Source organism: Lentzea cavernae, assembly GCF_014653695.1.
GTDB lineage: Bacteria > Actinomycetota > Actinomycetes > Mycobacteriales > Pseudonocardiaceae > Lentzea > Lentzea cavernae.
Map to the genome: position 1 here is coordinate 846,977 of NZ_BNAR01000001.1, position 24,377 is coordinate 871,353.

At 70.5% G+C, this 24,377-nt stretch carries 22 protein-coding genes; 10 read left to right on the forward strand and 12 right to left on the reverse strand.

Annotated features, from left to right (window positions below; all coding sequences use genetic code 11):
* Positions 1–36 precede the first annotated feature (36 nt).
* The 5 genes from IE307_RS03790 (at position 37) to IE307_RS03810 (ending at position 5,598) form a co-directional block, all read left to right on the forward strand.
* Positions 37–978, forward strand: a complete 942-nt coding sequence (locus IE307_RS03790; protein ID WP_191296002.1) for a ketopantoate reductase family protein — start codon at positions 37–39, stop codon at positions 976–978.
* Positions 979–998: 20 nt separating this feature from the next.
* Positions 999–1,889: an AraC family transcriptional regulator gene (locus IE307_RS03795; RefSeq protein ID WP_191296003.1), complete on the forward strand. Its 891-nt coding sequence runs from the start codon at positions 999–1,001 to the stop codon at positions 1,887–1,889.
* A 72-nt stretch (positions 1,890–1,961) separates the two neighbouring features.
* Complete coding sequence (locus IE307_RS03800; RefSeq protein ID WP_191296004.1) at positions 1,962–3,722, forward strand: FAD-dependent oxidoreductase; 1,761 nt, start codon at positions 1,962–1,964, stop codon at positions 3,720–3,722.
* Positions 3,719–4,723, forward strand: coding sequence for a maleylacetate reductase (locus tag IE307_RS03805; RefSeq protein ID WP_191296005.1), 1,005 nt, complete (start codon positions 3,719–3,721; stop codon positions 4,721–4,723). Before IE307_RS03800 ends, IE307_RS03805 begins: the two co-directional genes overlap by 4 nt.
* Positions 4,720–5,598, forward strand: coding sequence for a hydroxyquinol 1,2-dioxygenase (locus IE307_RS03810; RefSeq protein WP_191296006.1), 879 nt, complete (start codon positions 4,720–4,722; stop codon positions 5,596–5,598). The genes IE307_RS03805 and IE307_RS03810 overlap by 4 nt, the downstream gene beginning before the upstream one ends.
* On the opposite strand, the gene IE307_RS03815 is transcribed toward IE307_RS03810, so the two are convergent.
* Together IE307_RS03815 and IE307_RS03820 are read right to left on the reverse strand one after the other, a co-directional pair.
* Entirely contained in the window at positions 5,592–8,603 is a 3,012-nt protein-coding gene (locus IE307_RS03815; RefSeq protein ID WP_191296007.1) for an amidohydrolase family protein, read from the reverse strand. The two genes, IE307_RS03810 and IE307_RS03815, sit on opposite strands and share 7 nt — an antisense overlap.
* A 679-nt stretch (positions 8,604–9,282) precedes the next feature.
* Entirely contained in the window at positions 9,283–9,672 is a 390-nt protein-coding gene (locus tag IE307_RS03820) for a hypothetical protein (RefSeq protein WP_191296008.1), read from the reverse strand.
* A gap of 187 nt (positions 9,673–9,859) precedes the next feature.
* Between IE307_RS03820 and IE307_RS03825 the strand changes: the two genes are divergently transcribed.
* Positions 9,860–11,014, forward strand: coding sequence for a metallophosphoesterase (locus IE307_RS03825; protein WP_191296009.1), 1,155 nt, complete (start codon positions 9,860–9,862; stop codon positions 11,012–11,014).
* Here the strand turns inward: IE307_RS03825 and IE307_RS03830 are convergent.
* Both IE307_RS03830 and IE307_RS03835 read right to left on the reverse strand, forming a co-directional pair.
* Positions 11,001–11,531, reverse strand: coding sequence for a histidine phosphatase family protein (locus tag IE307_RS03830; protein ID WP_229904350.1), 531 nt, complete (start codon positions 11,529–11,531; stop codon positions 11,001–11,003). The genes IE307_RS03825 and IE307_RS03830 overlap by 14 nt on opposite strands.
* Positions 11,528–12,442, reverse strand: a complete 915-nt coding sequence (locus tag IE307_RS03835; RefSeq protein WP_191296010.1) for a hypothetical protein — start codon at positions 12,440–12,442, stop codon at positions 11,528–11,530. The genes IE307_RS03830 and IE307_RS03835 overlap by 4 nt, the downstream gene beginning before the upstream one ends.
* 433 nt (positions 12,443–12,875) lie before the next feature.
* Between IE307_RS03835 and IE307_RS03840 the strand changes: the two genes are divergently transcribed.
* Positions 12,876–13,973, forward strand: a complete 1,098-nt coding sequence (locus IE307_RS03840; RefSeq protein WP_191296011.1) for a hypothetical protein — start codon at positions 12,876–12,878, stop codon at positions 13,971–13,973.
* On the opposite strand, the gene IE307_RS03845 is transcribed toward IE307_RS03840, so the two are convergent.
* Both IE307_RS03845 and IE307_RS03850 read right to left on the reverse strand, forming a co-directional pair.
* Positions 13,951–15,132 carry an MFS transporter gene (locus tag IE307_RS03845; protein ID WP_229904351.1) on the reverse strand — a complete coding sequence of 394 codons (1,182 nt, stop codon included), beginning with the start codon at positions 15,130–15,132 and terminating at the stop codon, positions 13,951–13,953. The two genes, IE307_RS03840 and IE307_RS03845, sit on opposite strands and share 23 nt — an antisense overlap.
* Before the next feature lie 64 nt (positions 15,133–15,196).
* A complete protein-coding gene (locus IE307_RS03850; protein WP_229904352.1) occupies positions 15,197–16,549 on the reverse strand; it encodes a gamma-glutamyltransferase in 1,353 nt (450 codons plus the stop codon).
* Positions 16,550–16,680: 131 nt separating this feature from the next.
* On the opposite strand from IE307_RS03850, the gene IE307_RS03855 reads away from it, so the two are divergent.
* Positions 16,681–17,274 (forward strand): DedA family protein, encoded by a 594-nt coding sequence (locus IE307_RS03855; protein ID WP_191296012.1) that lies wholly within the window; start codon positions 16,681–16,683, stop codon positions 17,272–17,274.
* On the opposite strand, the gene IE307_RS03860 is transcribed toward IE307_RS03855, so the two are convergent.
* The 4 genes from IE307_RS03860 to IE307_RS03875 form a co-directional block, all read right to left on the reverse strand.
* Positions 17,181–18,389 carry an MFS transporter gene (locus IE307_RS03860; protein WP_191296494.1) on the reverse strand — a complete coding sequence of 403 codons (1,209 nt, stop codon included), beginning with the start codon at positions 18,387–18,389 and terminating at the stop codon, positions 17,181–17,183. The genes IE307_RS03855 and IE307_RS03860 overlap by 94 nt on opposite strands.
* A gap of 188 nt (positions 18,390–18,577) precedes the next feature.
* Complete coding sequence (locus tag IE307_RS03865) at positions 18,578–19,789, reverse strand: MFS transporter (protein ID WP_191296013.1); 1,212 nt, start codon at positions 19,787–19,789, stop codon at positions 18,578–18,580.
* 152 nt (positions 19,790–19,941) lie between these two features.
* Positions 19,942–20,676, reverse strand: coding sequence for a carbonic anhydrase family protein (locus IE307_RS03870; protein WP_191296014.1), 735 nt, complete (start codon positions 20,674–20,676; stop codon positions 19,942–19,944).
* A 55-nt stretch (positions 20,677–20,731) separates the two neighbouring features.
* Positions 20,732–20,983: a hypothetical protein gene (locus IE307_RS03875; RefSeq protein ID WP_191296015.1), complete on the reverse strand. Its 252-nt coding sequence runs from the start codon at positions 20,981–20,983 to the stop codon at positions 20,732–20,734.
* A gap of 29 nt (positions 20,984–21,012) precedes the next feature.
* Here IE307_RS03875 and IE307_RS03880 point away from each other — a divergent pair, with 29 nt between their 5' ends.
* Positions 21,013–21,363: an MmcQ/YjbR family DNA-binding protein gene (locus IE307_RS03880; protein WP_191296016.1), complete on the forward strand. Its 351-nt coding sequence runs from the start codon at positions 21,013–21,015 to the stop codon at positions 21,361–21,363.
* Between the two features lie 24 nt (positions 21,364–21,387).
* On the opposite strand, the gene IE307_RS03885 is transcribed toward IE307_RS03880, so the two are convergent.
* A complete protein-coding gene (locus tag IE307_RS03885) occupies positions 21,388–22,461 on the reverse strand; it encodes an alcohol dehydrogenase catalytic domain-containing protein (RefSeq protein ID WP_191296017.1) in 1,074 nt (357 codons plus the stop codon).
* A 91-nt stretch (positions 22,462–22,552) separates the two neighbouring features.
* Here IE307_RS03885 and IE307_RS03890 point away from each other — a divergent pair, with 91 nt between their 5' ends.
* Positions 22,553–23,449, forward strand: coding sequence for a LysR family transcriptional regulator (locus IE307_RS03890; RefSeq protein ID WP_191296018.1), 897 nt, complete (start codon positions 22,553–22,555; stop codon positions 23,447–23,449).
* Here IE307_RS03890 and IE307_RS03895 read toward each other — a convergent pair.
* Entirely contained in the window at positions 23,435–24,319 is an 885-nt protein-coding gene (locus tag IE307_RS03895; RefSeq protein ID WP_191296019.1) for an MBL fold metallo-hydrolase, read from the reverse strand. The two genes, IE307_RS03890 and IE307_RS03895, sit on opposite strands and share 15 nt — an antisense overlap.
* Positions 24,320–24,377: the final 58 nt, after the last annotated feature.

A 24,377-nucleotide genomic window follows, 5' to 3' on the forward strand; every position in this document is an offset into this window, starting at 1 on the left:
TTGTCTCCACTTTCATCGTAACCCACGAGGTGGACCGTGAAGATCCTCATGTTCGGCCGCGGCGTGATCGCCACCGCGTACGGCTGGGCGCTCGAACGAGCTGGGCACGACGTCGAGTTCTACGTCCGGCCCGGCCGCGCGGCGGAGTACGGGGACACGACGAGCCTCGACCTGATCGACGCACGGCGGCGCCCGTGGGGGCAGCGCGTCGTCGAGGAGTGGCCGGTGCGCCTGCGCGAGGACCTGCCGCCGGACCACGACTTCGACCTCATCGTGCTGAGCGTGTCGCACCACCGCCTGACGGAGGCCGCGGCCTTCCTGGCACCCCGCGCCGGCGGGGCCACGGTGCTGGTGTTCGGCAACATATGGGCCGAGCCGCTGGACGCGATCGGCGCGCTGCCCGTCGACCGGGTCGCGTGGGGTTTTCCCCAGGTGGGCGGCGGTTTCGGCAAGGACGGCGTGCTGCGCGCGACGATGATGCGGCCGGTCCTCTTCGGCACCGTCGGCCCGCTGACCGACCGGGAGCGGGCCGTGCGCCGGGTGTTCGGCGAGGCCGGGTTCCGGATCAAGGAGGAGCCGGACTTCCGCGGCTGGCTGCTGACCCACTTCGTGTCGGACGCCGGCCTGCACTCGCAGGGCCTGAGGCTGGGCTCCCTGGCCGATCTGGCCGGACGGACGCGCGACCTGCGCGAGGCGCTGCTCGCCGTCCGCGAGCTCTTGCCGCTTCTGGAGGCAAGGGGTGTCGACCTGCGCCGCCGCGCGCTGGCGTTCCGCGCGCCGACCTTCTTGACGGCTCCCCTGATGGCCTTGCTGACCGCTCATTTCGAGCCCGCGCGCGTGAACTTCGCGGCGCACGACGACCCGTCGGCCGAGGAGCCGAAGGCGATCTGCCGGGACGCGCTGGCGGAAGCCCGCCGACTGGGCGTTGTGGCGCCGAGGCTGGAGGCGGCGGAACCGAGCTTCGCGACGCACGCCTGACGGCGGGTTACCGTGAACGGATGGCACTCGTGCACCCGCCCGGCCTGACCAGGTTCCGGACGCACGACCTGCCCGGCGCGCGCAGGCTGGCCGGGTGGGAGGAGCACAACGCCCGCGCCCTGGTGGGACTGCGCGTCGAGGCGTCCAGGCCGTTCGAGGGCGCCGAGGTCAACCTGGCGCTGCCGCGCCTGCAGGTGGCGCGGGTGAGCGGGTCTCCGCACGCCGTTGAACGCGACGTCCGGCAGATCGCCGAGCACCCGGCCGACGGCGTGGTCGTCTACTTCATGCTCGCCGGTGAGAGCCGCTTCGAGCACCGGGGCGGCCGTGAGCTGGTCGTCCCCGGCCAGGCGCTCGTGCTGGACGGCGACCAGCCGTTCCGGCGCGAGTTCTCCGGCGGCCTCACCGAACTGGTGCTGAAAGCGCCGCGCCGCGGGCCTGTTCAGCCTCGGGTGTTCGACTTCCGGGCCGACGCGCACGCACGGGCGTTGGTGACGGCGTTGTCGGGTGCGTTGCGCGGCCCGGCCGACTGGGACGGTCTGGAGCAGACCGCCACCGACCTGCTCGGCACGTTGCTCGGCGGCACCCGCACACCGGCCGCCGACCTGGCGGCCGCCCACGCCTTCATCACCGCGCACCTGCACGAGCAGGAGCTGTGCGCGCAGCGGATCGCCGCCGCCGTCGGCTACTCGGAACGCCACCTCTCCCGGCTGTTCGCGAGGTCCGGGCAGAGCGTGCCGCAGGCGATCCTGAACGCCCGGCTCGACGCCGCCCGGCTGAGGCTGGCCGAGCCGATCTCCCTGGCCGAGGTGGCCGCGCGGACGGGGTTCGTCTCGCAGGCGCACTTCTCCCGCACGTACCGGGCGCGGTTCGGCGTGACGCCGCGGCAGGACCGGGCGGCGCTGCGGTCCTGAGTTTTTGCCTGTTTCCGCCACGTGCGGAGAGCGCGGCCTCCTGGACGGGACCGGGCTGTCAGCGTTCTCGCCATGGTGACATTCGTCGAGACCGATGTGGTGATCATCGGATCGGGCCCGGCCGGGGCCTCCGCAGCGCTGTTCCTGTCCACACTGGGCGTTCCGAACATCATGATCACCAAGTACCGGTGGACGGCGAACACCCCTCGCGCTCACATCACCAACCAGCGCACGATGGAGATCCTCCGCGACGTCGGCGTCGAGGACCAGGTGCTCGCCGACGCCACACCGCACCACCTGATCGGCGACACGGTGTTCTGCACCGCGATCACCGGCGAGGAGATCGGCCGCATCCTCACGTGGGGCACGCACCCCGCCCGCCACGCCGACCACGTGCTCGCGTCGCCGTCGCTCAACTGCGACATCCCGCAGACATACCTGGAGCCGATCCTCGTCCGCAACGCCACCGAGCGTGGCACGCGAACGCAGTTCAGCACCGAGTACTTGGGCCACGAGCAGGATTCCGAGGGCGTCACCGTGCGGGTGCTCGACCGGCTGACCGGCAATGAGTACACGATCCGGGCGAAGTACCTGATCGGCGCGGACGGCGCGCGGTCCGCCGTGGCCGCCGACATCGGCCTGCCGTACGAGGGGCAGATGGACGTCGCCGGGTCCATGAACATCACGTTCAAGGCCGACCTCTCCGAGCTCTGCCGGCACCGCCCTTCGGTGCTGTACTGGGTGATCCAGCCCGGCGCGAACGTCGGCGGGATCGGCGCCGGTCTCGTGCGGATGGTCCGGCCGTGGAACGAGTGGCTGATCGTCTGGGGCTTCGACCTGTCGCAGGGCGTGCCCGAGGTGACCGAGCAGGACGCGCTGCAGATCGTGCGCAACCTCGTCGGCGACCCGGGGCTCGACGCCGAGATCACCGGGATCTCGTTGTGGGGCAACAACGAGCAGTACGCGACGCGGTTGCACAGCGGACGGGTGTTCTGCGCCGGCGACGCCGTGCACAAGCACCCGCCGAGCAACGGCCTCGGCTCCAACACGTCGATCCAGGACTCGTACAACCTGGCGTGGAAGCTCGCTCTCGTCCTCAGTGGACAGGCGGGCGCCGATCTCCTGGAGACCTATTCCGACGAACGCGCTCCTGTGGCGCGGCAGATCGTGACGCGGGCCAACAAGTCGGCTCGGGAGTTCGGCGCGTTGTTCGAGGCGCTCGGACTCGACGCGTCGCAGTCCGCCGCCGAGATGGACGCGCGGATCGAGGAGCACAAGGACAGCAGCCTCGCGGGTGCGGCCAAGCGCGCGGCCGTGCGGGAGGCGATGGAGCTGAAGAACTACGAGTTCAACGCACACGGCGTCGAGATGGGTCAGTCGTACGTCTCCAGCGCGGTTGTGGCCGACGGCACCGAGAAGCCCTCGCCGTCGCGTGATCCCGAGCTGTACTACGAGCCGTCGACCTGGCCGGGAGTACGGCTGCCGCACGCGTGGGTCGGCGACAGCAGGAGCAAGCTCTCCACCCACGACCTCGTGCCGTACGGGCAGTTCACGTTGCTGACGGGCATCACCGGTGAGGCGTGGGCCGACGCGGCGTTGAAGGTGGTCGACCGGCTCGGCATCCCGCTGCGGGCCGTCGTCGTCGGTCCCGGTCGCGAGGTCACCGACCTGTACTTCGACTGGTCGCGACTGTCCGGTGTGGACGAGGACGGCGCGGTGCTGGTGCGGCCGGACAAGCACGTCGCCTGGCGTGCCGCCTCCGCGGTGCAGGACCCGGAAGCGGAGCTCCTGTCCGTCCTGACCGCTGTGCTGAGCCGGGAGGAGAGCGCGTGACCTGGCAGTTCGAGCACGTCACGCTCGGCCAACGGGTGCGGTTCGGCACCGGCACGGCGGCGGACGACCTGGCCGCGGAGGTCGCGCGGCTGGGTGCGAGGCGGGTGCTGGTGATCTCCGCGGAGGCCGTCGCCGCCGAGGTGACGGCGAAGATCGACGTCGCCGCGCTCTGCACGGACGTGGCACCGCACGTGCCGGTGGAGAACGCCGAACGTGCACGTGCGCTGGCCGTGGAATCCGGTGCGGACCTGCTGGTGAGCGTTGGAGGCGGCTCCACCACGGGGTTGGCGAAGGCGATCGCGCTGACCACCGGGCTGCCGATCGTCGCCGTGCCCACCACGTACGCCGGTTCGGAGGCGACCAACGTGTGGGGCCTGACCGAGGCCGCGCGCAAGACCACCGGCTCGGATGACCGCGTGCTGCCCGTGACCGTCGTCTACGACACCACCCTGACCGCGTCGTTGCCCCGGGATCTCGCGATCGCTTCGGGCTGCAACGCGCTGGCCCACTGCGTCGACTCGATGTGGGCGCCCCGCACCGATCCGATCAACCAGGCGCTGGCCCTGGAGGGGATGCGGGCGCTCAGTCGCGGCCTTCGCACGCCCGGCGACCGCGAGCAGATGCTGTACGGCGCCTATCTGGCCGCCGTGGCGTTCGCGTCGGCGGGATCGGGGCTGCACCACAAGATCTGCCACGTTCTGGGCGGCGCTTACAACCTCCCGCACGCCGAGACGCACACGGCGGTCCTGCCGCACGTGCTGGCGTTCAACGGCCCTGCCGTTCCCGAAGCCGCCGCCAGGATCGAGGAGGCGTTGGGCGGCGGTCTGATCGACCTGTACGACGAGGTGGGCGCTTCGCACGTGCTGCGAGGCGTGCCGGACGTCCGGGAGGCGGCGCGGCTCGTGCTGCCGTCCGTTCCCCCGTCGAACCCCCGCGAGGTCACCGAGGACGACCTGATCTCCCTGCTCACCGCCGCCCAGAACCCGAGTGGAGCATCATGACCACCGCCCAGCAGCGAGTCGAAGAGCGCCTCACCGAGGAGGTGCTCGCGTCGTTCGCGCGCACCCCGGACCCGCGGCTCAAGGAGCTCGTGGAGGCGCTCACCCGGCACCTGCACGCGTTCATCCGCGAGACGCGCCTGACCGAGGCCGAATGGACGCGGGCCATCGAGTTCCTGACCGCCGTCGGCCACATCACCGACGACAGGCGGCAGGAGTTCATCCTGCTCTCCGACGTGCTCGGCGCGTCGATGCAGACCATCGCGGTCAACAACGAGGCCTACGGGAACGCCACGGAGGCAACGGTCTTCGGCCCGTTCTTCGTGGAGGAGTCACCACTGGTGGGGTTGGGTGGTGACATCGCCGGTGGCGCCTCTGGAACCCCTTGCTGGGTCGAGGGAACCGTCCGCGACACGGCGGGCGACCCGGTGCCCGGCGCGCGGATCGAGGTGTGGGAGGCGGACGAGGACGGCTTCTACGACGTGCAGTACGCCGACTCCCGGGTGGCGGGCCGGGGCCACCTGTTCTCCGGTGAGGACGGCTCGTTCTCCTTCTGGTGCACGACACCGACCCCGTACCCGATCCCGCACGACGGCCCGGTCGGCGCGTTGCTCGACGCCGTGGGCCGCTCCCCCGTGCGTGCCGCCCACCTGCACTTCATGGTCTCAGCCCAGGACTTCCGCACGCTCGTGACTCACATCTTCGTGGAGGGCGATCCGCAACTGGAGATCGGCGACTCGGTGTTCGGGGTCAAGGAGTCGCTGGTCAAGCGGTTCGAGGAACAGCCGCCCGCCTCGGCGACGCCGGACGGGAGGGCGCTGGGCGACAAGCCGTGGGCGCGCTCCCGTTTCGACGTCGTGCTGGCGCCCGCTCAGTGATCGCAGCAGACGCGCTCGGCCCACTCCGGTTCGTGCCACCAGTGCTTGTTCTCGGCGGACGGCAACGGGTCGAGCGCGGCTGACGTGGTCAGCACCTGGGACTGCTGGTAGGGCTCGAGCAGCTCCGGGACGCTGTGGAGCCGTCCGGCCACCATGACCTGCTTGACGTTGGCCGCGGCCTTGATGTCGGCCAACGGGTTTCCCTCCACGAACGCGATGTCCGCCGGCGCACCGGGCTTGATCGCGCCGAGCGGCAGCCCGAGCCACTTCGCCGGGTTGCGGGTCGCGGTGATGAGCGCTTCCCTTGGCGTGAAACCGTATTCGACGAGTGCGCGCAGGTTCTGGTGGGTGGCGGTGGCGGGGCTGTCGAGCGGCGCGTCGGTGCCGGTGATGACGAACCCGCCGCCCCGGTGGACCTTCAGCGCGAACTCGACCCAGCCCCGCAGCACGGCACGCGACGACGTGCCCGCCGGGGTGCCCTGGGCGTTGGCGTCGGCCAGGTTCCGCTCGTACTCCCACGGCGGGTAGAGCACGCGAGTGCGTTCGTCGGTGGCCAGCGACTTGTCGTTGTCGTACAAGGCCCGCGACTGGAACAGCGTGGGCGTCATCGACATGCCGGAGGCGGTGAAGATCGCCACCACGTCCTGGTAGGCCTTGCCCTGGCGGGTGATCGTGTGGGAGTAGCCGAGGCGGTTGGTGGCGCCGACGTGCTCCTGGCCGTCCATGCCGAGGTTCGCGGCCGGGTAGTGGTAGTGGCTCGACAGCGGGACCCGGGACCGTTGCACGGCAGCGCGTTGCAGCTCGACGGGCAGGCGCACGTACGTCTTGATCATGTCGTAGCCGAGCTCGTGGGCGCGCCGCAGTTCGAGGTCGAGCTGCGCCTTGCTGAGCGTCGGGCGCATGAAGTTGTAGTAGACGCGCGAACCGTCGACGGCCTCGCCGGTCGCGTAGAACCGCGGCCCGGTCAGGGTTCCCGCCGCCAGCGCCTCCCTGGTCTCGACCATCTGGTAGACCGGGTCACCGGGCGAGCGCACGGTCGTGATGCCGTACGCGAGCCAGACGTTGCCCTGCCGCGCACCCCACTGGCGGCCGCGCAGGTGCCAGTGGTTGTGGGCGTCGATCAGGCCGGGGATGGCGGTGAGGTGCGACGCGTCGACGTCGGCCCTGCCCCGGTGCGGCCGGACCTCCTTGACACTGCCGCCTTCCACGACGATGTCGACGTCCCGCTTGAGCTCGTGCGCCTCGCCGTCCCAGTAGGCTCCGACGTGGATCACCTTGCGCTCCGGCGCTTTCGGCTTGCGCCAGGTCAGTCCGTGGCGAATGGTCGTGACCCTGCCGTCCAGAGTGGACTTCCTTATGCGCCCGTTGTTCAGGTACACCAACGAATCGTTGCCGTGCCACGCCAGGGAGTCCGTTACCTCGTTCGTCACCTTGCGCGGCTCGCCCTGGAACACACCCTTGCCGTCGACCGGCACGACCCAAGCGACGCTCTCGACGACGAACGCGATCTTCGTGCCGTCCGGCGACCACACGGGCCCGTCGTCACCGCGGGTGGCGATCGACCGGAACGGCAACGGCTCGGTGTACTTCAGCTCACCACCGACCAGATCCACGTTCAGGATCTGGCTCGTGCCCTCGCGGAACCGCCGCGAGAACGGCTTCACAGCGGCGAGCGCGACCGTGTTCCCGTCCTTCGACCACGTCGGGCGCCCGGGCTGGAACAGCGTGGGCGTGACCTGCCTGCGCGCCTGCCGGTCCGTGATCCACACCTGACCGTCCTGGTCCAGGTAGGCCACCTTCGTGCCGTCCGGCGAGAACCGCGGCGTGATCTGCGCGTGCGGCGCCGGCGCGTACAACTCGTCTTCGTCCGTCTCGAGGTCCCGGACCCACAACTGCGCGACACCACTGCGGTCGCTCGCGTAGACGATCTTCCGACCGTCGGGCGAGAAGTCGGGATCCGAGTCGAAGTACCTGCCGTCCGTGAGCTTCGTGGCCTTGCCCCCACTCAGCACGTACAGCGCGTTCAACGCCCGGAACGCGATCTTCCCGTCCCCCGACACGACCGGACTGGCGATGCCCTTGACCGGCCCACCGGTGAGGTTCCTCGTCCGGTGCGGCCTGCGCCGCGTGCGCACCGGAACCGTCGCCTCGAACGGAACGTCCTTCACAACCCCGTTCTCGTCGCGGCTGCGAATCCTGCCGTCAGCCGTGTAGAGAACGCTGCCGTCGGACCAGATCGGCGCGAACCCGAACACGTCCTCCCCGCTCACCACCGCCGTCGTCCCCAGTACCAACTCGGCCAGCCCAGGCCGCATCCGCGTGTAACTGGGCTGCCCACCGGGCCCGAACGCCGCCCCGAACACCTGCGTCCCCGCCGGCGCCGTGACAAGCCTCTCGCGCACGCCATCGAGCGTGACCGTGTCGACCGACGCGTTGCCCACGGTGAAGATCACCCGCGTGCCGTCCGCAGACCACTGCGGCGCCGCAGCCTCGTCCGGCACCCCGGTGAGCTGCGTGATCTCGCCGGTAGCCACCTCCAGCACGTGCACGCCGTAGCTGCCGGCCCGATCACTGACGAACGCGATCAACTCGCCGTCCGGCGAGAACGCGGGCTCCCTGTGGTCGTACTTCCCCGACGTCAGCTGCCTGAGGCCGCTGCCGTCCCGCTCGATCACGTGGAGGTGGAAGTTGCCGTCCCTATAGGACTGAAACACGATCCGCCCACCCGGCCCGAACGACGGCAACGTCGCGTCCTGCAGCTCATCGGTGAGCTTGCGCGCCACCCCACCGCCCGCGGGTAAGACCCAGATCGCGGTGACGAGGTCGATGGCGAGCCACTTGCCGTCCCGCGACCGCGACACCGAGATGTTGGTGCCCTGCGTCAGCTTCACGCGCTCACCGGACTCCGCCTGGGCGGCGCCTCCGATCGTGAGCGTGGACGCGGCGGTGGCGACGGCGGCGGCCTGGCTGGTGCGGGTCAGAAGTTCGCGGCGCGACAGTTCCATGGCGGCACACTCCCCAGTGTCGATCCCCTTGGGATCCACCCTGGCACCGGTTGTGGGCCGCGCCATCGGCCATTCGGCCCTGCACTCACCTGGTGGGACGGTGGAGGTGGCGGGGTTGCGCGCACGGCTGGGGGTTCACGCGTGCTGCGGCGTGCGCGCATGGCGGGGTTGCGCACACGACCGCGCTTTCGGTTGTGCTGGGCCGTGCGCGCATGGCCGGGCTCACGGCTGTGCGCGAGCATGCGCGCACCGTCGAGCTCACGCGGGGGTCGCGCACACAACCGGGCTCTCGGTTGCGCCGGACCGTGCGCGCATAGCCGGACTCACGGCTGTGCGCGAGCGTGCGCGCACCGTCGGGCTCACGCGGGGGTCGCGCACACAACCGCGCTCTCGTTGCGCCGGGCCGCGCGCATAGCCGGGCTCACGGCTGTACGCAAGCGTGCGCGCACCGTCGGGCTCACGCGGGCGGCCAAGTTTGCGCGCATGGCCAGCCTTACACCCGTGTCCAAGCGTGCGCGCACGTCTGCGTGCATACGCACGACAACGGACTCACGCAGGTCTGCGGCCTTGTGCGCGCGAGCGAACTCACGCACAGCCCGCTGGCGGGCGGTGTGCTGGCGAGCGCGCACGCGGGCCCGCGACCAACCCGCCCAGCCCACCCACCTACAGCCCCACTCACCTACAGCGCGAGCGCACCCTCGATCCGCGCCACCATCGCGTCCTCGGAGTCCACCACCACACCATCGGCCTCAGCCACCTCACGGCAGATGGCCAGCACAGCCCGAGGAAAATCCGCAGCATCCTCCGGCGCCTTCGCCGTCAGCGTCTTCACAGACGACCGCAGGGCCTCCAGCACCACCGGCTCGATCTCCTCATCGGTCCCAGCCGGCACCGAGGGACGAGCCCCACCCAGAACCAACCGCAGATCAGGCGACAGATAGGACAGCGCACGCAACCCGGCGAACCGCTCCTCCAGCACCGGACCGGGGTCGGCGTGGGATACCAGCAGCATCGCGCCGTACACGGCGGTGCGCAGCGTGCGGCTCTCCTCGTCGGTGTAGAAGATCATGTGGCCCACTCTAGGTCGTCAGGTCAGCCGGGACTTCCGGTGTCTTAGAAGACTCTCCAACGCGCGCATGGTTGCGTCCCGAACTGGGGAAACGCCTGTGACGGAGGTCTACCGGGCGACAAGCGAACAAACTGGATGGTTTGTGCGTTGAGATGGGTTACAAGACCACTGCCAGGAGGATGCACGCATGACGACCACCGCTGCCCGGCCCCGCGTCACGGTTCGGCGGGTGGTGTTCACGCTCGTCCTCTTCACCGTGACGACGCTGCTGTTCTGGGTGCCGTTCGAGGGGCTCTTCGCGGCGAGCGCGGAGTGGCCGGCGCCGGTGCGGCCGGTTGCCGCCGTCGTGTTCGTGGCCGCGGCCATCGCGATGATCGTGCTGTTCACGCAGCGCGGTAGTGATCGGGCCGCGCGGATCTCGCAGTTCCTGCTCGGGTTCGTGTGGATCGCGTTCGCGTGGACGCTGATCTCGGACGTGGTGCGGCTCGGGATGGCGGTGGCCGGTGTGGAGAACCCGTTCCGGTCTCGGTTCATCGCCGTGCTGCTCGCGGTCCTCATCGTCACCGTGACGGTGTACGGCGTGTACGAAGCGATGCGCGTGCCTCGGATCAAGCGCCAGGACGTGACGATTCCGCGGCTCGACCCCGCGTTCGACGGGCTGACGGTCGCGGTCATCACCGACACGCACTACGGCGCCATCAACCGGGCCAAGTGGTCGCGGGGCATGGTCGAGGCGGTCAACGGGCTCGGTGCGGACGTCGCCGTGCACGTGGGTGACATCGCGGACGGCACGGCCGACCAGCGTCTGGAGCAGGCCACGCCGCTCGGGGACGTGAACACGCCGCACCGCTTCTACATCACCGGCAACCACGAGTACTACTCCAACGCGCAGGGCTGGATCGACCTCATGACCCGCCTCGGCTGGAAGGCGCTGCACAACGACCACGTGGCGCTGGAGCGCGGTGGGGCGAAGCTGGTGTTCGCGGGCATCGACGACATCACCGCCGACCACTCCGGCGAGCCCGGCCACGCCGCGGACCTCGCGGCCGCGCTGCGCGGCGCGGACTCCGGCGCGCCGGTGGTGCTGCTCGCGCACCAGCCCTCGGAGATCAAGAAGGCCGTCGGCGCGGGGGTGGACCTGCAGTTGTCCGGGCACACGCACGGCGGGCAGATCTGGCCGTTCCACTACCTGGTGCGGTTGCAGCAGCCGGTGGTCGCGGGCCTGTCGCGGCACGGCGACCGCACCCAGCTCTACACCAGCCGCGGTTCCGGTTTCTGGGGCCCGCCGATGCGCGTGTTCGCGCCGAGCGAGATCACGCTGCTCACGCTCAAAGCGAGCTGAGGTGCCCGCTGTCGTTGAACCTGACCAGCCGGGGTGACTCGCCGGTCGTGTAGCGGATGACCGTGAGCGCCGCGTTGTCGTGGTTCAGCGTCAGCCACCGCTCGGGCGGGGCGTCCAGCGCGTCCCGCACGAGCCAGCTGATCAGGAACGCGTGCGTCACGACCAGCACCGGGCCGTCGCCGGGACGGGCGAACCGCGTCTCGGCCTCGTGCGCGAGCGCCGGTCCGCGGGTGCGTTCCGACTCGGGGAACCGGTCGAAGAACTCGTCGTGGTCGGGGACGAAGTGCGGCACGAAGTCGTCCGCCGCCGCCTCGGCCCGCTGGGGCACGCGCAGCACGCCGGCGATGATCGACGCGGTCTCGGCCGCCCGCGGCAGCGGGCCGTGGTGCACGGCCGCGAAACCGATGCCCCGCAACCGTTCCGCGAGCGCCTCGGCCTGCTTGCGGCCGCGCGCGGTCAGCCGGGCCCCGTCCTTCGTCGCTTCACCGTGCCGAACCAGGTGGAGATCTCTCGTCACGCCGTGCAGTCTGCCTTGACCGCTCCGGCGGCGTGATGGGCGTAGGTCGGTCCGGATCCGTTCCAGTCCTGACCTCGGCTGAGGAGCTGGACGGTCAGGTTTCCGCTGGCCTTGAACTTCCCGGCGCTCACCCACTGGCCGCGCTTGTCGACCTGCTTGATCGCGAACGACGCCATCGGGGTGCCGCCGACGCCGTTGCGGTCGAACACGTAGTACACGGTCGGGTTACCCCCGACCTGTTCGAGGCTGCCGTTCGGGACGAACACGGACACGTCGCACGTGCCGGTGACCGAGAACGTCCACATGCCGTAGGCCGAGGAGTCGTCGCGGCGGGCGTCGCCCGACATCGGGATCGACACGAAAGACGTGCCGCACCTGCCGTCACCGTGGTCGACCCAGCCCTTGCGGCCGTCGCGGTACGAGCCGACGCTGGTGTAGCCGCCGCAACCGGGGCCCGTCGTGAACGACTTGGCGCCGCCGGGTGCCCTTGCCGTGTCGCCGGCGGGCGGGGGCACGGCGTTCTGCGTGCTCGTGGGCATCAGGCCCAGGGCGGACGAGGCGAGCGTCGGGTCCTGGCTGGTCGACGCGGACTCCTCCGGCAGCTCCTCGGGCGGGGTGATCAGGCCGGGGACGTAGCTGTGCGAGGGCTGCGCGACGTCCGTGCCGCCGGTGCCGGGACCGCCGTCGAACGTCACGACCGCGATCGTCGCCAGCACCATCAGCGCGGCGATAGCCGCGATGGCGGCGGCGCGCGGCTTGAACGGACCGCCCGGCGGCTTCTCCTCCCGCACCGGCTGTTCCCCGGCGGCGGCCCAGCGGGCGGCTCCCCTGGCGCGGGCAGCCTCCATCAACGCCGGGTCGGGCGCCAGGTGGCGCTCGGTCGGTGGTTCGTCGGGAAACTGGGTCGGCACGGAGCGCAGTGTGCCAGGGACACAGGGCCACTCGAACGTGTGGTTCTTTCACGAACGGGTTGTTTGACGTCAATGGACCGCACGCCGTGACGGCCGTTAGCCCATTTCGTCCACGCACGGTCACACCAGGTGGAGCAGACGGACGCTCATAACTGACTCGTGAGTCAGGCTAAGCACCGTCCCGCACCTGCGCGCACCAACGATGAGAGCGTGAACAACCGGATCTTGTCCCGGTCGCCGTGTCACAGGATGGGAACACCTGCGCCACACGTTGATCTCATAGCACTTCAGGGCGGCGAAACCGGTTCAGGAGAAGGCGTCGATCGACGCAAGATCTGAAGCGAAGACGACCTGGAGCAGAACGACTTCCGCCTCCGGTCGCCGTTCACCGGAGCGGTAGCCAAGCCCTCCCGGTCCGCTTAGGGTGCCCGCCATGCCCTCAGCCAGACAGGCCGTCGTGCTGCTTGCCGCCCTCGTGGCGGGTTGCGGCACGGCGGTCCCCGGTTCCCCCGTCGCGGCACCGCAGCCTCCGCCGCCACCCCGGACGTCGACGTCCCAGACCGTCACGATCGTGACGACGACCCCGCCGGGCAGCAGCACCGCTCCCCCGCCTCCCGCCGCCGCGAGGTTCGGCAACCCGGCCGGCACTGCCGCGGTACCGGCGGAGGCCGCCGCCGAGGACACCTCGAAGCCCACTCGCGTGATCGGCACCGGCACCCCCGCGACCTGCACGTCGCAGGCCGTCGCCGACGCGGTCGCCGCCGGTGGAGTCGTCACCTTCGACTGCGGCGCGCAGCCGCACACCATCCCGATGGCCGCGACCGCGAAGGTCCGCACGAGGGTCGTCCTCGACGGCGGGGGCCGCGTCACGCTGAGCGGCCAGGGCCGGCGCCGGGTGCTCGACCAGAACGGGCCGCGGCTGGTGGTCCAGAACATCACCCTCGCCGACGGCAACTCGACCGGCGACACGGCCGACGGCGGAGGCGGCGGCGCGATCATCGTGCGCGGCGGTCAGCTCAAGGTCGTGAACACCCGCTTCGCGAACAACAGGTGCGACGCCGAAGGCCCCGACCTCGGCGGTGCCGCGATCCGCGTGACCTCCCGCGCCGACAGGACGCCCGTCCACGTCACCGGCAGCACGTTCGAGGGCGGCGTGTGTTCCAACGGCGGTGCGGTGAGCAGCATCGGGGCGTCGTGGGTCGTGCTCAACAGCCTGATGAAGAACAACAGGGCCATCGGCCGCGGCGCCAACCCGGCGCGCGCGGGCACGCCGGGCGGCGGCAGCGGTGGCGCGATCTACAACGACGGCAACACGTTCACGCTGCGCGTCGCCGGTTCGGTGATCGAGGACAACCAGGCGGCCGAGGGCGGTGGCGCGGTGTTCTTCGTCAGCAACGACAGGTCTGGCTCGATGTCGGTCGAGGGCTCCACGCTGCACCGCAACCCGAGCCTCGGTTTCGAGACCGTCAAGGGGATCTTCTACCTCGGCACCGGGGAGAAGCCGGAGGTCACCGCCTCGACGGTGCGGTGAGCCTGCCCGCGGCCAGCAGCAGCGCGAGCCCGCACACGCACATCGCCAGGCTGAAGCCGTAGACCCAGCGGAAGCCGAGCCCCTGCGAGACGCCGAGCAACGCGCCCGCGACCATGCTGCCGACGATCTGGGTGTTGCTGAACATCGTGGTGGCGTGGCCGGGCCTGCCGGGGTCGAGGCTCTGGAAGTACGTGATGCCCACGCCCATGATCAACGAGATGACGGTGGCGTGCAGCAGCTGCGCGGCCATCACCTGCCAGATGGACTCGGTGAACACCATCAACCCGTGGTAGCTCAACGAGATCGCCGCGCCGATGAGCACGAGCCTGTGCTGCGACATCCGGTTCGCGAGCGACCCGAACCACAGCATCATCGGGATCTCCAGCGCCGCGCACAGGCCCATCGCGAGCCCGGCGTCGCCCGCGGTGCCGCCGAGCTCGGTCGTCACGAACAACGGCAGGCCGCTCACCGAGAGCGCCACGGCTCCCTGCAGGAACAGGAACGCGGCGGAGACGACCGTCATGCCGCCGCGTGCCGGACCGGCCGCTTCTTCTTCCTCGGCCTCGTCTTCCGCCTGAGCGGGCGGCACCGGGAGCGTGAGCGCGAGGACCGCGACACCGAGTTGCAGGACGGCGGTGGAGGCGAACAGACCGATCCAGCCCGTCTTCGCGACGAGCAACGCGGCCACCGGCGGTCCGGCGACCCACGCGACCGAGAGCAGCGTGCGCAGGACGCTGACGACCATCGACGGCCCTCGGGAGACCTGACGCCCGTACGCGAAGAGCTGCGGCAGCAACGACGACGTGATCGCGATGAACACCACGGACGTGCCGAGCAGGAACCAGTAGTCGCGCAGCACGGCGAACAGGCCGTAGCCGATCGCCCCGGCGACACCGCCCGCCGCGAGCATGTACCGGCGCTGCACCCGCCCGTCCGAGAGCCTGCCCATGACCGTGCTGGCGACCACCGACGCGATCGGGCTCGCGATCAGGAAGAAGCCGAGCTGGAACGGCGAGACCTTGATCTCTTGGGTGAGGAACAGCGAGCCGAACGGCAGCGCGAACGCCATCGACACGCCGGACACGACGCTGATGACGGAGAGTTGGAGGAAAGTACGGGACAGGAGCGGCGAGGATGTTCTCTCGCTGAGTGCCGTCACCCCGCAATGGTGCTGGTTGATCCGCGAATCAGGAAACCAGTTATCCCATTATGCGGGCAACATCTCACACAACGACGACAGCACCGTCGCGGCGGTGATCTGCACCACCCCTGAGCAGGCCTGATTCGGTCATTTCGACCACCTGGCACCCACCGAAGAACATGTTCGGCGCGCGGAACCGGGTGACCGGCAATTCACTTTCCGGTCGAATTCCCGGTTCTACGTGGAGGTGGTCCCCGCTCAAGTGCATCCGGGGCGCATCGACCGCATCCTGGGCCGGCATTCCGCGGTCCAGGACGTTCACGAGCACCTGCAGGATCGCGCCGCAGATCCGGCTCGACCCGGCGCTGCCGAGCACCAGTTCGGTCCGGCCGTCGTGCGTCACCGCGGTCGGCGCCATCATCGACGGCAGCCGGTCGCCGGGCGCGTGGCTGAAGAACCCGTCGGGCGACAGGTCCTCCTCCCCCATCATGTTGTTCAGGTGCACCCCGGCGATCGAGATCCCCGATCCCGCGCCGTTCGTGGTCGTGACGCTGCACGCGGTGCCGTCCGCGTCGAGCACGGAGATGTGCGTGGTGGAGCCGAGGCGGTTCAGGTGCGTCTTCGGGGTGGCGAGCGCGCGGATCAGGTCCTGCTGCGAGGGGTTGTCCGGCAACGCTTCCAGCATCTGCGTGAGCAACGCGCCGCCCGCCGCGGGCGGCGGGTTCGTGTGGATGTCACGGCCGCGATGCCGCACGTGCAACGGTTCGCGCCGGACGGCTTCGTACGCTTCGAGGTCGGCTCGGGTGAGGTCGCCGCCCCTGCTCCCGATCCAGTCGGTGACCGCCGCCGCGATGTCGCCGGTGTAGAACGGCTGCGCGCCGTCGCGGCCCAGACGTTCCAGGGCCTCGGCGAGTTCGGGCTGGACGAGGAGTTCGCCTTCCTCCAACGCGCTGAGGCGCGCGCTGCGGGCGAGCGGCAGCAGCAACGACGTCACGTAGGCCTGGTACCGGTTCACCCGGTGGCCTTCACGGGCGTGCGTCACCGCCGCGGCGACGAGCTCGTCCAGTGGCGCCCGGCCGTAGGCGGCGGCCTTCGCGGCTCCGGCGGGCATCCCGTACGCGGCGACCGAGGACGGTCCCACGTGGAACTCCTGCTGCGCGTCGCCGAAGTGGACGGTGATGGGGTCGAGCGGGGCGCGGTCTCCCGTCCGCCCACGGCCCGGGGCCACGGCCGAGAAGTCCAGCAGCACAGGGGTTTCCCCGGCCGGCGCGATCAGCATGTACCCGGCCGACCCGAGCCCGGTCAGCAACGGCTCGGTGACGCACGACGTGAGCATCGCCGCGACGGCCGCGTCCACGGCGTTGCCACCGGCGCGCAGCATCGCCGCGCCCGCCTGTGCGGTGAGCGGGTGGCCCGCCGCGATCGCGCCTCGCACCGTCGACCTCCATGAAGGGAAGGCGAACAACGGTAGACCTCCGCGTGCCGGGCGAGCCACCCGGCCCACTCCGGGGTACTCGGGTGGGTTGTGAGGTTGGAAGCCGGGGCAAAACGGGTAATTCGACAACCATGGAGTGGATCACTCGGCTGATGGAGGCGCTGGGCTCGCCCGGCGCGGGCATCGCGGTCGCACTGGAGAACGTGTTCCCGCCGATCCCGAGCGAGGTGATCCTGCCCCTGGCCGGGTTCACCGCGGGCCAGGGCAAGATCTCGCTGGTCGCCGCGATCCTGTGGACCACGGCCGGGTCGGTCGTCGGCGCGCTCGTGCTCTACGGGCTGGGCACGTGGCTCGGTCTCGAACGGCTGCGCAAGGTCGCCGACAAGATCCCGTTCGTCACCGCGTCCGATGTGGACAAGGCCGACGAGTGGTTCGACAAGCACGGCAACAAGGCCGTGTTCATCGGCCGGATGGTGCCGGTCGTGCGGAGCCTGATCTCGATCCCCGCCGGGGTGTCCGGGATGCCGATCGTGAAGTTCACGCTCTACACCGCGGCGGGCAGCCTGCTGTGGAACTCCGCGCTGATCCTCGCCGGGTACGCGCTCGGCGACAACTACGAGCTCGTCGACCGCTACCTGGGCTGGGTCTCGATCGTGGTGCTGGCCGCGCTGGCCATCGCCATCGTCTGGTTCGTGGTCTCCCGCGTCAAAGCACGCCGTTCGTAGAGCACCGACGCCACGGCGATCGCCAGACCGGCCAGCGACAGCGCCACACCGACCCACGCCGTCGAGGTGTAGCCCCAGCCCGCCGCGATGGCGAGGCCGCCGAGCCACGCGCCCGCGCCGTTCGCGACGTTGAGCGACGAGTGGTTGGACGAGGCCGCGAGCGACGGCGCGTCCGGGGAGGCGTCCATCAGCCTGATCTGCAGGGCCGCCGCGAGGATCTGGATGGTGAAGCCCAGCAGGAACAGGAAGGCGAACAGGAGCACCGGGACGCTCGCGGTGAGCCCCAGCAGCACCAGGATCACGCAGACGGCGATCAGGCCGCCGAACACCGATCCCATTGAGGACCGGTCCACGAACCGGCCGCCGAACGTCGCGCCGAGCGTCATGCCGAGGCCGAACACCGCGAGGATCCACGGCACCGCGCTCTGCGGCAGCCCGGCGACCTCGGTGGTCAGCGGGGCGACGTAGGAGTAGACGGCGAACATGCCGCCGAAGCCGATCATGCCGGTGAAGATCGCGAACCACACCGTCGGGCGGCCGAACGCGCGGACCTCGCCCTTCATCGACGCGCCCTCGACCTTCGGCACGCGCGGCACCCACGCCGCGATGGCCAGCGCGGTGATCACGGCGATCACCGCGACCGCCAGGTACGCCGTGCGCCACCCGATCTGCTGCCCTGCCGCCGTGGCGAGCGGTACGCCCACGAGGTTCGCCACGGTCAGACCGACCATCACGCGCGCCACAGCCGTGCCACGCCGTTCGGGAGCGACGAGCGTGGCGGCGACGACGGCCGCGATGCCGAAGAACGCGCCGTGCGGCAGCCCTGCCACGAACCGGGCGAGGAGCAGGAGGCCCTTGTCCTGGGCGGCGGCCGACAGACCGTTGCCCAGGGCGACCGCGAGCATCAGGCCGATCAGCATGCCCTTGCGCGGCAGCTTGGCGCCGAGCACGGCGATCAGCGGCGCGCCGACGACGACACCGGCGGCGTAGAGGCTGATCGCGTTGCCGGCCTCGTAGTCGGGGATGCCGAAGGTCTCCGCGATCTGGGGCAGCAGGCCCATGGTCGCGAACTCGGTCGTACCGATGCCGAACCCGCCGAGCGCGAGAGCGGTCATGGCGCGGGTGGTGTTCAAGGCTTCCTCGTGGCTGGTGGTAGCAGGAGCACTGGTGCCGCGACGGCGGTCTTGCCCCGCGTTCGGCGATCGGACAGGTGCGTCGTGGTGCTGGTTCCGCGTCCACGGCCTGGTCGGCCGCGGGCGTGGGCCGGTGCCGGGATGCCCCCGCCGAGCGAGGGGTCGCGGCGCTAGTTAGCTAGTGGAACCATTTTACGGTCTTTCTGACGCGCTTCAGAAGCCCCTGCGCCGGTGCCGCTGCTCACACGCCGGTCGAGCAGGATCGACACGACCGCCACCACCAGGCCGCCGACCGCCAGCAGCGCTCCGATCCAGTTCGGCGAGGTGTAGCCAAGGCCGCGCTCGATCGCGAGACCGCCGAGCCACGCGCCACCGGCGTTGCCGAGGTTGAACGCCGCGATGTTCGCCGCGCTCGCCAGCGCGGGCGCGCCCTGCGCGGTCTGCATGACCCGAATCTGCAACGGCGGCACCGTCGCGAACCCCGCCGCGCCGAACAGCACGATCGTGATGGCGGCGAGCACGGGCGAGTGCGCGGTGAACACGAACGCCGTCAGCACGGCGGCCAGTGAGATCAGGATGACGACGACGCTCTTCATCACCGACCGGTCCCCCGCCTTGCCGCCGAGCAGGTTGCCCGCGAACAGGCCGACGCCGAACAGCACCAGCAACCACGTCACGGCACCGGACGAGAAGCCCGCGACCTCGGTCATCATCGGCGCAATGTAGGTGAACGACGCGAACACGCCCGCGAAGCCGAACGCGGTCATCAGCAGCGCGAGCCACACCTGCGGGTTGCGGAACACGGCGAGTTCGCCGCGGAGGTCGCCCTGCCGCGCTTCCTGACGCGGCACCAGGAACACGATGCCGAGCAGGCCGATCACCCCGAGCGCCGTCACGGCCCAGAACGTCGAACGCCAGCCCAGCGCCTGGCCGAGGGCCGTGCCCATCGGCACGCCCAGAACGTTCGCCACGGTCAGACCGGTGAACATCAACGCAATGGCGCTCGCCCTGCGTTGCGGCGCGACGAGATCAGCGGCGACGACCGAGCCGATGCCGAAGAACGCGCCGTGGGCCAGTGCCGCGACCACGCGTCCGGTCATCAACAGGCCGTAGGTGTCCGCGAGCGCGGAGACCAGGTTGCCGGCGATGAACAGCACCATCAGTCCGAGGAGCATCTTCTTGCGCGGCAGGCGTCCGCCGAGCACGGTCAGCAACGGCGCGCCGACCACGACACCGAGCGCGTAACCGGAGATCAGCAGACCCGCGCTCGGGATCGAGACGCCGAGGTCACCCGCCACCTCGGGCAGCAGGCCCATGATCACGAACTCGGTCGTGCCGATGGCGAAGGCGCTGATCGCGAGGGCGAGCAGAGCGACAGGCATGTCACACAGTCCTTGAAGTCGTAGGTTGTCCGCGTGAGCAATAGTTGCACACGCGGGCAATTGCAGACGACTTCTGTATCGGTGAAGCGCGTCACGCCCCCTGCGCACGGCAAAGGCCGGCCCCGACTCGCGGGACCGGCCTTCCGGCGGTTTCAGATGCGCGGCACGTCCACCAGCGTGCGGCCGTTGAGCGGCTGCGTCGCACGGGCGTTGCCCGCGGTGAACAGCCCCTTGAACCGCGCGATCGTCGCGGCCGTCACGTGCTGCTCGCCGGTGAGGTACCACTCGACGCCCTCGGTGAACGGCGCCGTGGTGAGCGAGCCGGTGTAGTGCAGCGTGTGGTGACCCGAGGGCAGCAACCGGTTGAGGTCGATGGGCTCGACGTCGACCGGAGCGCCGCACTCGGGCGAGAGCCTCGCCAGCACGTCGTCCACGACGGAGTGCGAGCCGACGACCAGCGGAACGCCGACCACCAGCAGCTTGCCGGCGGCGCTGCGGTGCACGAGGTGCATCTCGAGCGGGGTGTTCCGGCCGCCGAACTGGTGCTCGGACGGCGTGTGGAAGTGGAACTGCACGAGGTCGTATCTCGTACCGGCGACGGTGACGTGGCCCGCTCCGGGCTCGACCTCCGCCTCCTCCGTCTCCTCGTGACCGCGGGTCGTGCAGCCGTTGTCCTGGTCGGCGTCCTTGCGGATGTACTTCAACTCCAGGGCGGAGCGCCCGTAGGACACGTCGAGCTTCGGCGCGTGCGGGTCGAACCGGATCGCGTTCGGCGTGACGTTGACGGGGCTTTGCTTCGGTGTCGCCGACTCCGCCGGGCCACCCGCGAAGAAAGCCGCGGTGAGCACGAGCGGAAGAACAGCCGGAAGGGACCGCTTGAGGTTCATGGCGTTACTTTTCACCCGATCGGGTGAAATGGGGAAGTGGAGTGTGGTCGCGCTCTCAGCGACCACCTTTATTCCCCGCGAACCACCCAGCACGCCGCTGGACTGATTCAGCGCCGCAACGTGCTCCGATGCAGGTCAGCCAACTGCAAATCACTGGCGAAAAGCGGTTTTCCACCCAGATTCGTTGACTGCGCAAATTCGAATTGAGACGCATCGAATCGAGCGCGGTAATTGAAGAACGAAAGCGTTCTTGATCACCATTGTCCGGTTTGCTTTGATTTGCCGAATTTGCCTGAAGTGAGTCCATCGACGAAGCGTGTCCGGCAGGATGAACCGATGGTCACCGTCGCCGACATCCGTGCGGTAGCACTGACGCTGCCGCGCACCACCGAGCACCTCATCCGCGACCGCGTGAAGTTCCGCGTGGGCCAGATCGTCTACGCCGCCCTCTCCCGCGACGAGACGGTGCTGGGCTTCGGCTACCCGCGCGAGGAACGGGAGGCGCTCGTCGCGAGCGACCCCGTCAAGTTCGCGTTCCCCAGCACGTCCGACATGCGCTTCCAGTGGGTGCACGCCTCGATGGCCGAACTGGACGTCGAGGAGATGACCGAGCTCGTCATCGGCGCCTGGGTCCTGTGCGTGCCCAAGAAGGTCATCCGCGAGCACCTCGGCGAGGACTACATTTAGCCAACACTGAAGCTATCGAGCACATCATCCCGCTGGTGTGAGAACGGTGCGGTCGAAGGGCCCGCCGTGGGCTGCCGCGTGGGCGACGGCGTCGTTGACCTCCTCCAGGGCGAACCGGGTGATGCGTTCGGGAGCCAGGTCCAGGGCTCCCGTCGCAACGAGCCGGATCATGCCGGTGTTCGCCGTGCGCGGGTACATCCACTGCCCGCGCACGGTCACCGAGTTGCGCATGATCCACGGGTAGGGCAGTGCCAGGTCGTCGCCGCCGAGCATGCCGACGCCGCCCATCAGCACGACGCGCCCGTGTTCGCGCACCGTCATGGCGGCCGCACGGGCCACCGAACTCGGCGCCTGGGGCGGCAGGAGGTCGAGCACCAGGTCGACGGGACCGCTGGCGGCCATCGCGGAGCGGTCGGCGTCCTCGTCCCCGGTGAGCTCGACAGGGCTCACCCGTGCGCCGAACCGGTCGGCCAGCAGGTCGAGGACGGCCCGGTTGCGTCCCGGGGTCACCACGTGCCCGGCGCCCATCGCGAGCGCGACGGCCACCGCGCTGCTGCCGAGGTTGCCGGTCGCCCCGCTGACCAGCACCGTCTCCCCTGCCTCGAGCCGCCCGGCCAGCAGCCCGCCGTACGGGATGGTGTGCACACCGAGGGCGGACCAGCGCGCGGGATCGGCCCCGGCGGGCAGGCGATGGGCGTTCTCGGTGGGCACCCGCACGAGTTCGGCGAACGTCCCGTCGTGCAGGTACCGGGCCAGCCGCGCGCCGCCCTCGCCCCGGGAGCTCCAGCCCTGCAACGTGATGTCGGGCGTCAGGGCGTCGTCGCGGGCGCGGACCGTCGAGTCGCACCACACCAGGTCGCCCGCCCGCAGCCTGGTCGCGTCGGGTCCCGCGCTCACCACCCGGCCGATGCCGCCGACGCCGGGCACGACCGGTGGTTCCAGCGGGTAGCGCCGTTCCCCGCTGAACACCTCGGCGGCGTACGGCGGCACGCAGGTCGCCAGGACCTCGACCAGCACCTCACCTCCGCCGGCCTCCGGGTCGGGCACGTCGTCCACCACGAGCGGGGAGCCGAACGCCGTCAATGTCGCTGCACGCATGGGAAAGCCCTTCTGTCGTTCCCCGCCACGCTAGGCACGGCGGGGGCATGCGGGAAGCGAAGATCCGGCATCTCTGGTATGCCTGGTCGGCATGGACCTGTCGAGTGCGAGCCTCCGGGTGCTCTGCCAGATCGCCGAGTCGGGCAGCTTCACCGCGGCCGCCGCACAGCTGGGCTACACGCAGTCCGCGGTCTCGCGCCAGGCGATCGCACTGGAACGCAGCGCCGGCGCCACCCTGTTCGAACGCCGGACCGACGGGGTCCGCCTCACCCCGCCCGGGCTGACGCTGCTGCGCCACGCCCGGACGATCCTCGAGTCGGTGGACGCGGCCGGACGTGACCTGACCGGTGAGGCGCCCCGCACGGAACTGGTGCGCCTGGGACTGGTCCCGAGCGCCGGACCGGTGGTCCTGCCCGCCGCGCTCGCCCGGCTCGCGAGGACGGCGCCCCGGGTGCAGGTCAACACCCGCGAGGGCACCACGCCCGGCCTGGTCCGGGCGTTGCGCGGCGGCTCGATCGACCTCGCCGTGCTCACGTCGCGCCCGCCCCACCGGCCACCGGACGGCGAATCGCCGCGCCTGCACCTCACGACGGTCGAGGACGTCGAGCTCCTCGTGGCGGCTTCGGCCACCGGGGTGTTCGCGGGCCGCACGTCCGTGCACGCCGACGAACTCGTCGACGTGCCCTGGATCGCCAGTCCCTCGTCGAGCGCCGAGCCGTTGCTCGGGGTCTGGCCGGGCCTGCCGGGGCGAGCCCGCGTCGTGCACAGCGCACGGGACTGGCTGACGAAGCTGCACCTGGTCGCCGTCGACTGCGGCGTCACGACGGTCCCGGAGGGCTTCGCGCAGGTCGCGCCTCCCGGCCTGGTGTTCCTGCGGGTCGAGGGCGCACCGCCCGAGATCCGCCGCGTTCTCGTGGCGCGGCTGCCCGGCACCGCCACGCCACCGGTCACCGCGGTCACCCGGGCGATCGCCTCAACCCGCCTGTGACGCCTCGGCGCACAGACAGCTCACGCCCGGCGCGATCCACTCCTGTCCCGTCCACTCCGGATGCCGCTCGACCAGCACCGCCCGCACCTCGGCCACGATCTCGTCCAGCTCCATCGCGGAGTCGCGCCGGCGCCACGTCTCGTCCCGCAACTCCCCCAGGTAGTCCCGAACCCCTTGCAGCACCGCGATGTCGCCCACGGACCCGTGTCCCGGCACCACGATCCGGGGCTGAGCGGCGATCAGCCCGTCCATCACGCCGATCCACGCCAGGCCGGAGACGTCGGTGTCGTGCGGCGGCAACCACGGGAAGATCGCGAACTGCCCGGTCTCGGCCAGGTCGCCGGTGAACAGCACGCCCGCGTCCGGCACCTCCACCACCTGGTCGCCCAGCGTGTGCCCGCGCCCGGTCGGCCGCAGCAGCACGGTCCGGCCGCCGAGGTCGAGCGCGTGGACGTCGTCGAACACGAGGTCCGGCGCCGGCACCTCGACGCCGGCCAGCCGTTCGGCGACCGCCCCGCCGAAGCCGCGGAACATCTCCAGGTAGCCGGTTCCCTTGCGGCGCAGGTCGTCCGCCTGCGCCCGGTTCACCAGGTAGGAGTCCTCGAACACCGACGCGCCGAACGCGTGCTCGGGGTGGAAGTGCGTCGTCGTCAGGTGCACCCGCCGCCCGCGGGCCACCTCCTCGGCGAACTTCCGGACGTCCGACGCGTTGGCGAGGCCGAGTCCCGTGTCCACCACGAGAACCGCGTCCGTGCCGCCGATGATCCCGATGTTGGGCACCAGGCCGACGTGCTCGTTGGGGATCACCAGCACGTCCGGGGCGACCTCGACGGCGCCGGAGAGCTGGACTGCGGGGTCTGGGAGGTTCATGCTCCCCACTCCACCCGCGGGCGGCTCACGCGTCCAAGACCGTCTGCGCAAGCCCGAT

Coding starts and splice junctions, on each gene's coding strand:
- IE307_RS03880 (WP_191296016.1), top strand. CDS start 21,013: ATGGTCACCGTCGCCGACATCCGTGCGGTAGCACTGACGCTGCCGCGC.
- IE307_RS03875 (WP_191296015.1), bottom strand. CDS start 20,983: ATGGACTCACTTCAGGCAAATTCGGCAAATCAAAGCAAACCGGACAAT.
- IE307_RS03895 (WP_191296019.1), bottom strand. CDS start 24,319: ATGAACCTCCCAGACCCCGCAGTCCAGCTCTCCGGCGCCGTCGAGGTC.
- IE307_RS03820 (WP_191296008.1), bottom strand. CDS start 9,672: ATGATCTTCTACACCGACGAGGAGAGCCGCACGCTGCGCACCGCCGTG.
- IE307_RS03800 (WP_191296004.1), top strand. CDS start 1,962: ATGGTGACATTCGTCGAGACCGATGTGGTGATCATCGGATCGGGCCCG.
- IE307_RS03860 (WP_191296494.1), bottom strand. CDS start 18,389: ATGACCGCTCTCGCGCTCGGCGGGTTCGGCATCGGTACGACCGAGTTC.
- IE307_RS03795 (WP_191296003.1), top strand. CDS start 999: ATGGCACTCGTGCACCCGCCCGGCCTGACCAGGTTCCGGACGCACGAC.
- IE307_RS03870 (WP_191296014.1), bottom strand. CDS start 20,676: ATGAACCTCAAGCGGTCCCTTCCGGCTGTTCTTCCGCTCGTGCTCACC.
- IE307_RS03825 (WP_191296009.1), top strand. CDS start 9,860: ATGACGACCACCGCTGCCCGGCCCCGCGTCACGGTTCGGCGGGTGGTG.
- IE307_RS03840 (WP_191296011.1), top strand. CDS start 12,876: ATGCCCTCAGCCAGACAGGCCGTCGTGCTGCTTGCCGCCCTCGTGGCG.
- IE307_RS03815 (WP_191296007.1), bottom strand. CDS start 8,603: ATGGAACTGTCGCGCCGCGAACTTCTGACCCGCACCAGCCAGGCCGCC.
- IE307_RS03885 (WP_191296017.1), bottom strand. CDS start 22,461: ATGCGTGCAGCGACATTGACGGCGTTCGGCTCCCCGCTCGTGGTGGAC.
- IE307_RS03890 (WP_191296018.1), top strand. CDS start 22,553: ATGGACCTGTCGAGTGCGAGCCTCCGGGTGCTCTGCCAGATCGCCGAG.
- IE307_RS03865 (WP_191296013.1), bottom strand. CDS start 19,789: ATGCCTGTCGCTCTGCTCGCCCTCGCGATCAGCGCCTTCGCCATCGGC.
- IE307_RS03855 (WP_191296012.1), top strand. CDS start 16,681: ATGGAGTGGATCACTCGGCTGATGGAGGCGCTGGGCTCGCCCGGCGCG.
- IE307_RS03810 (WP_191296006.1), top strand. CDS start 4,720: ATGACCACCGCCCAGCAGCGAGTCGAAGAGCGCCTCACCGAGGAGGTG.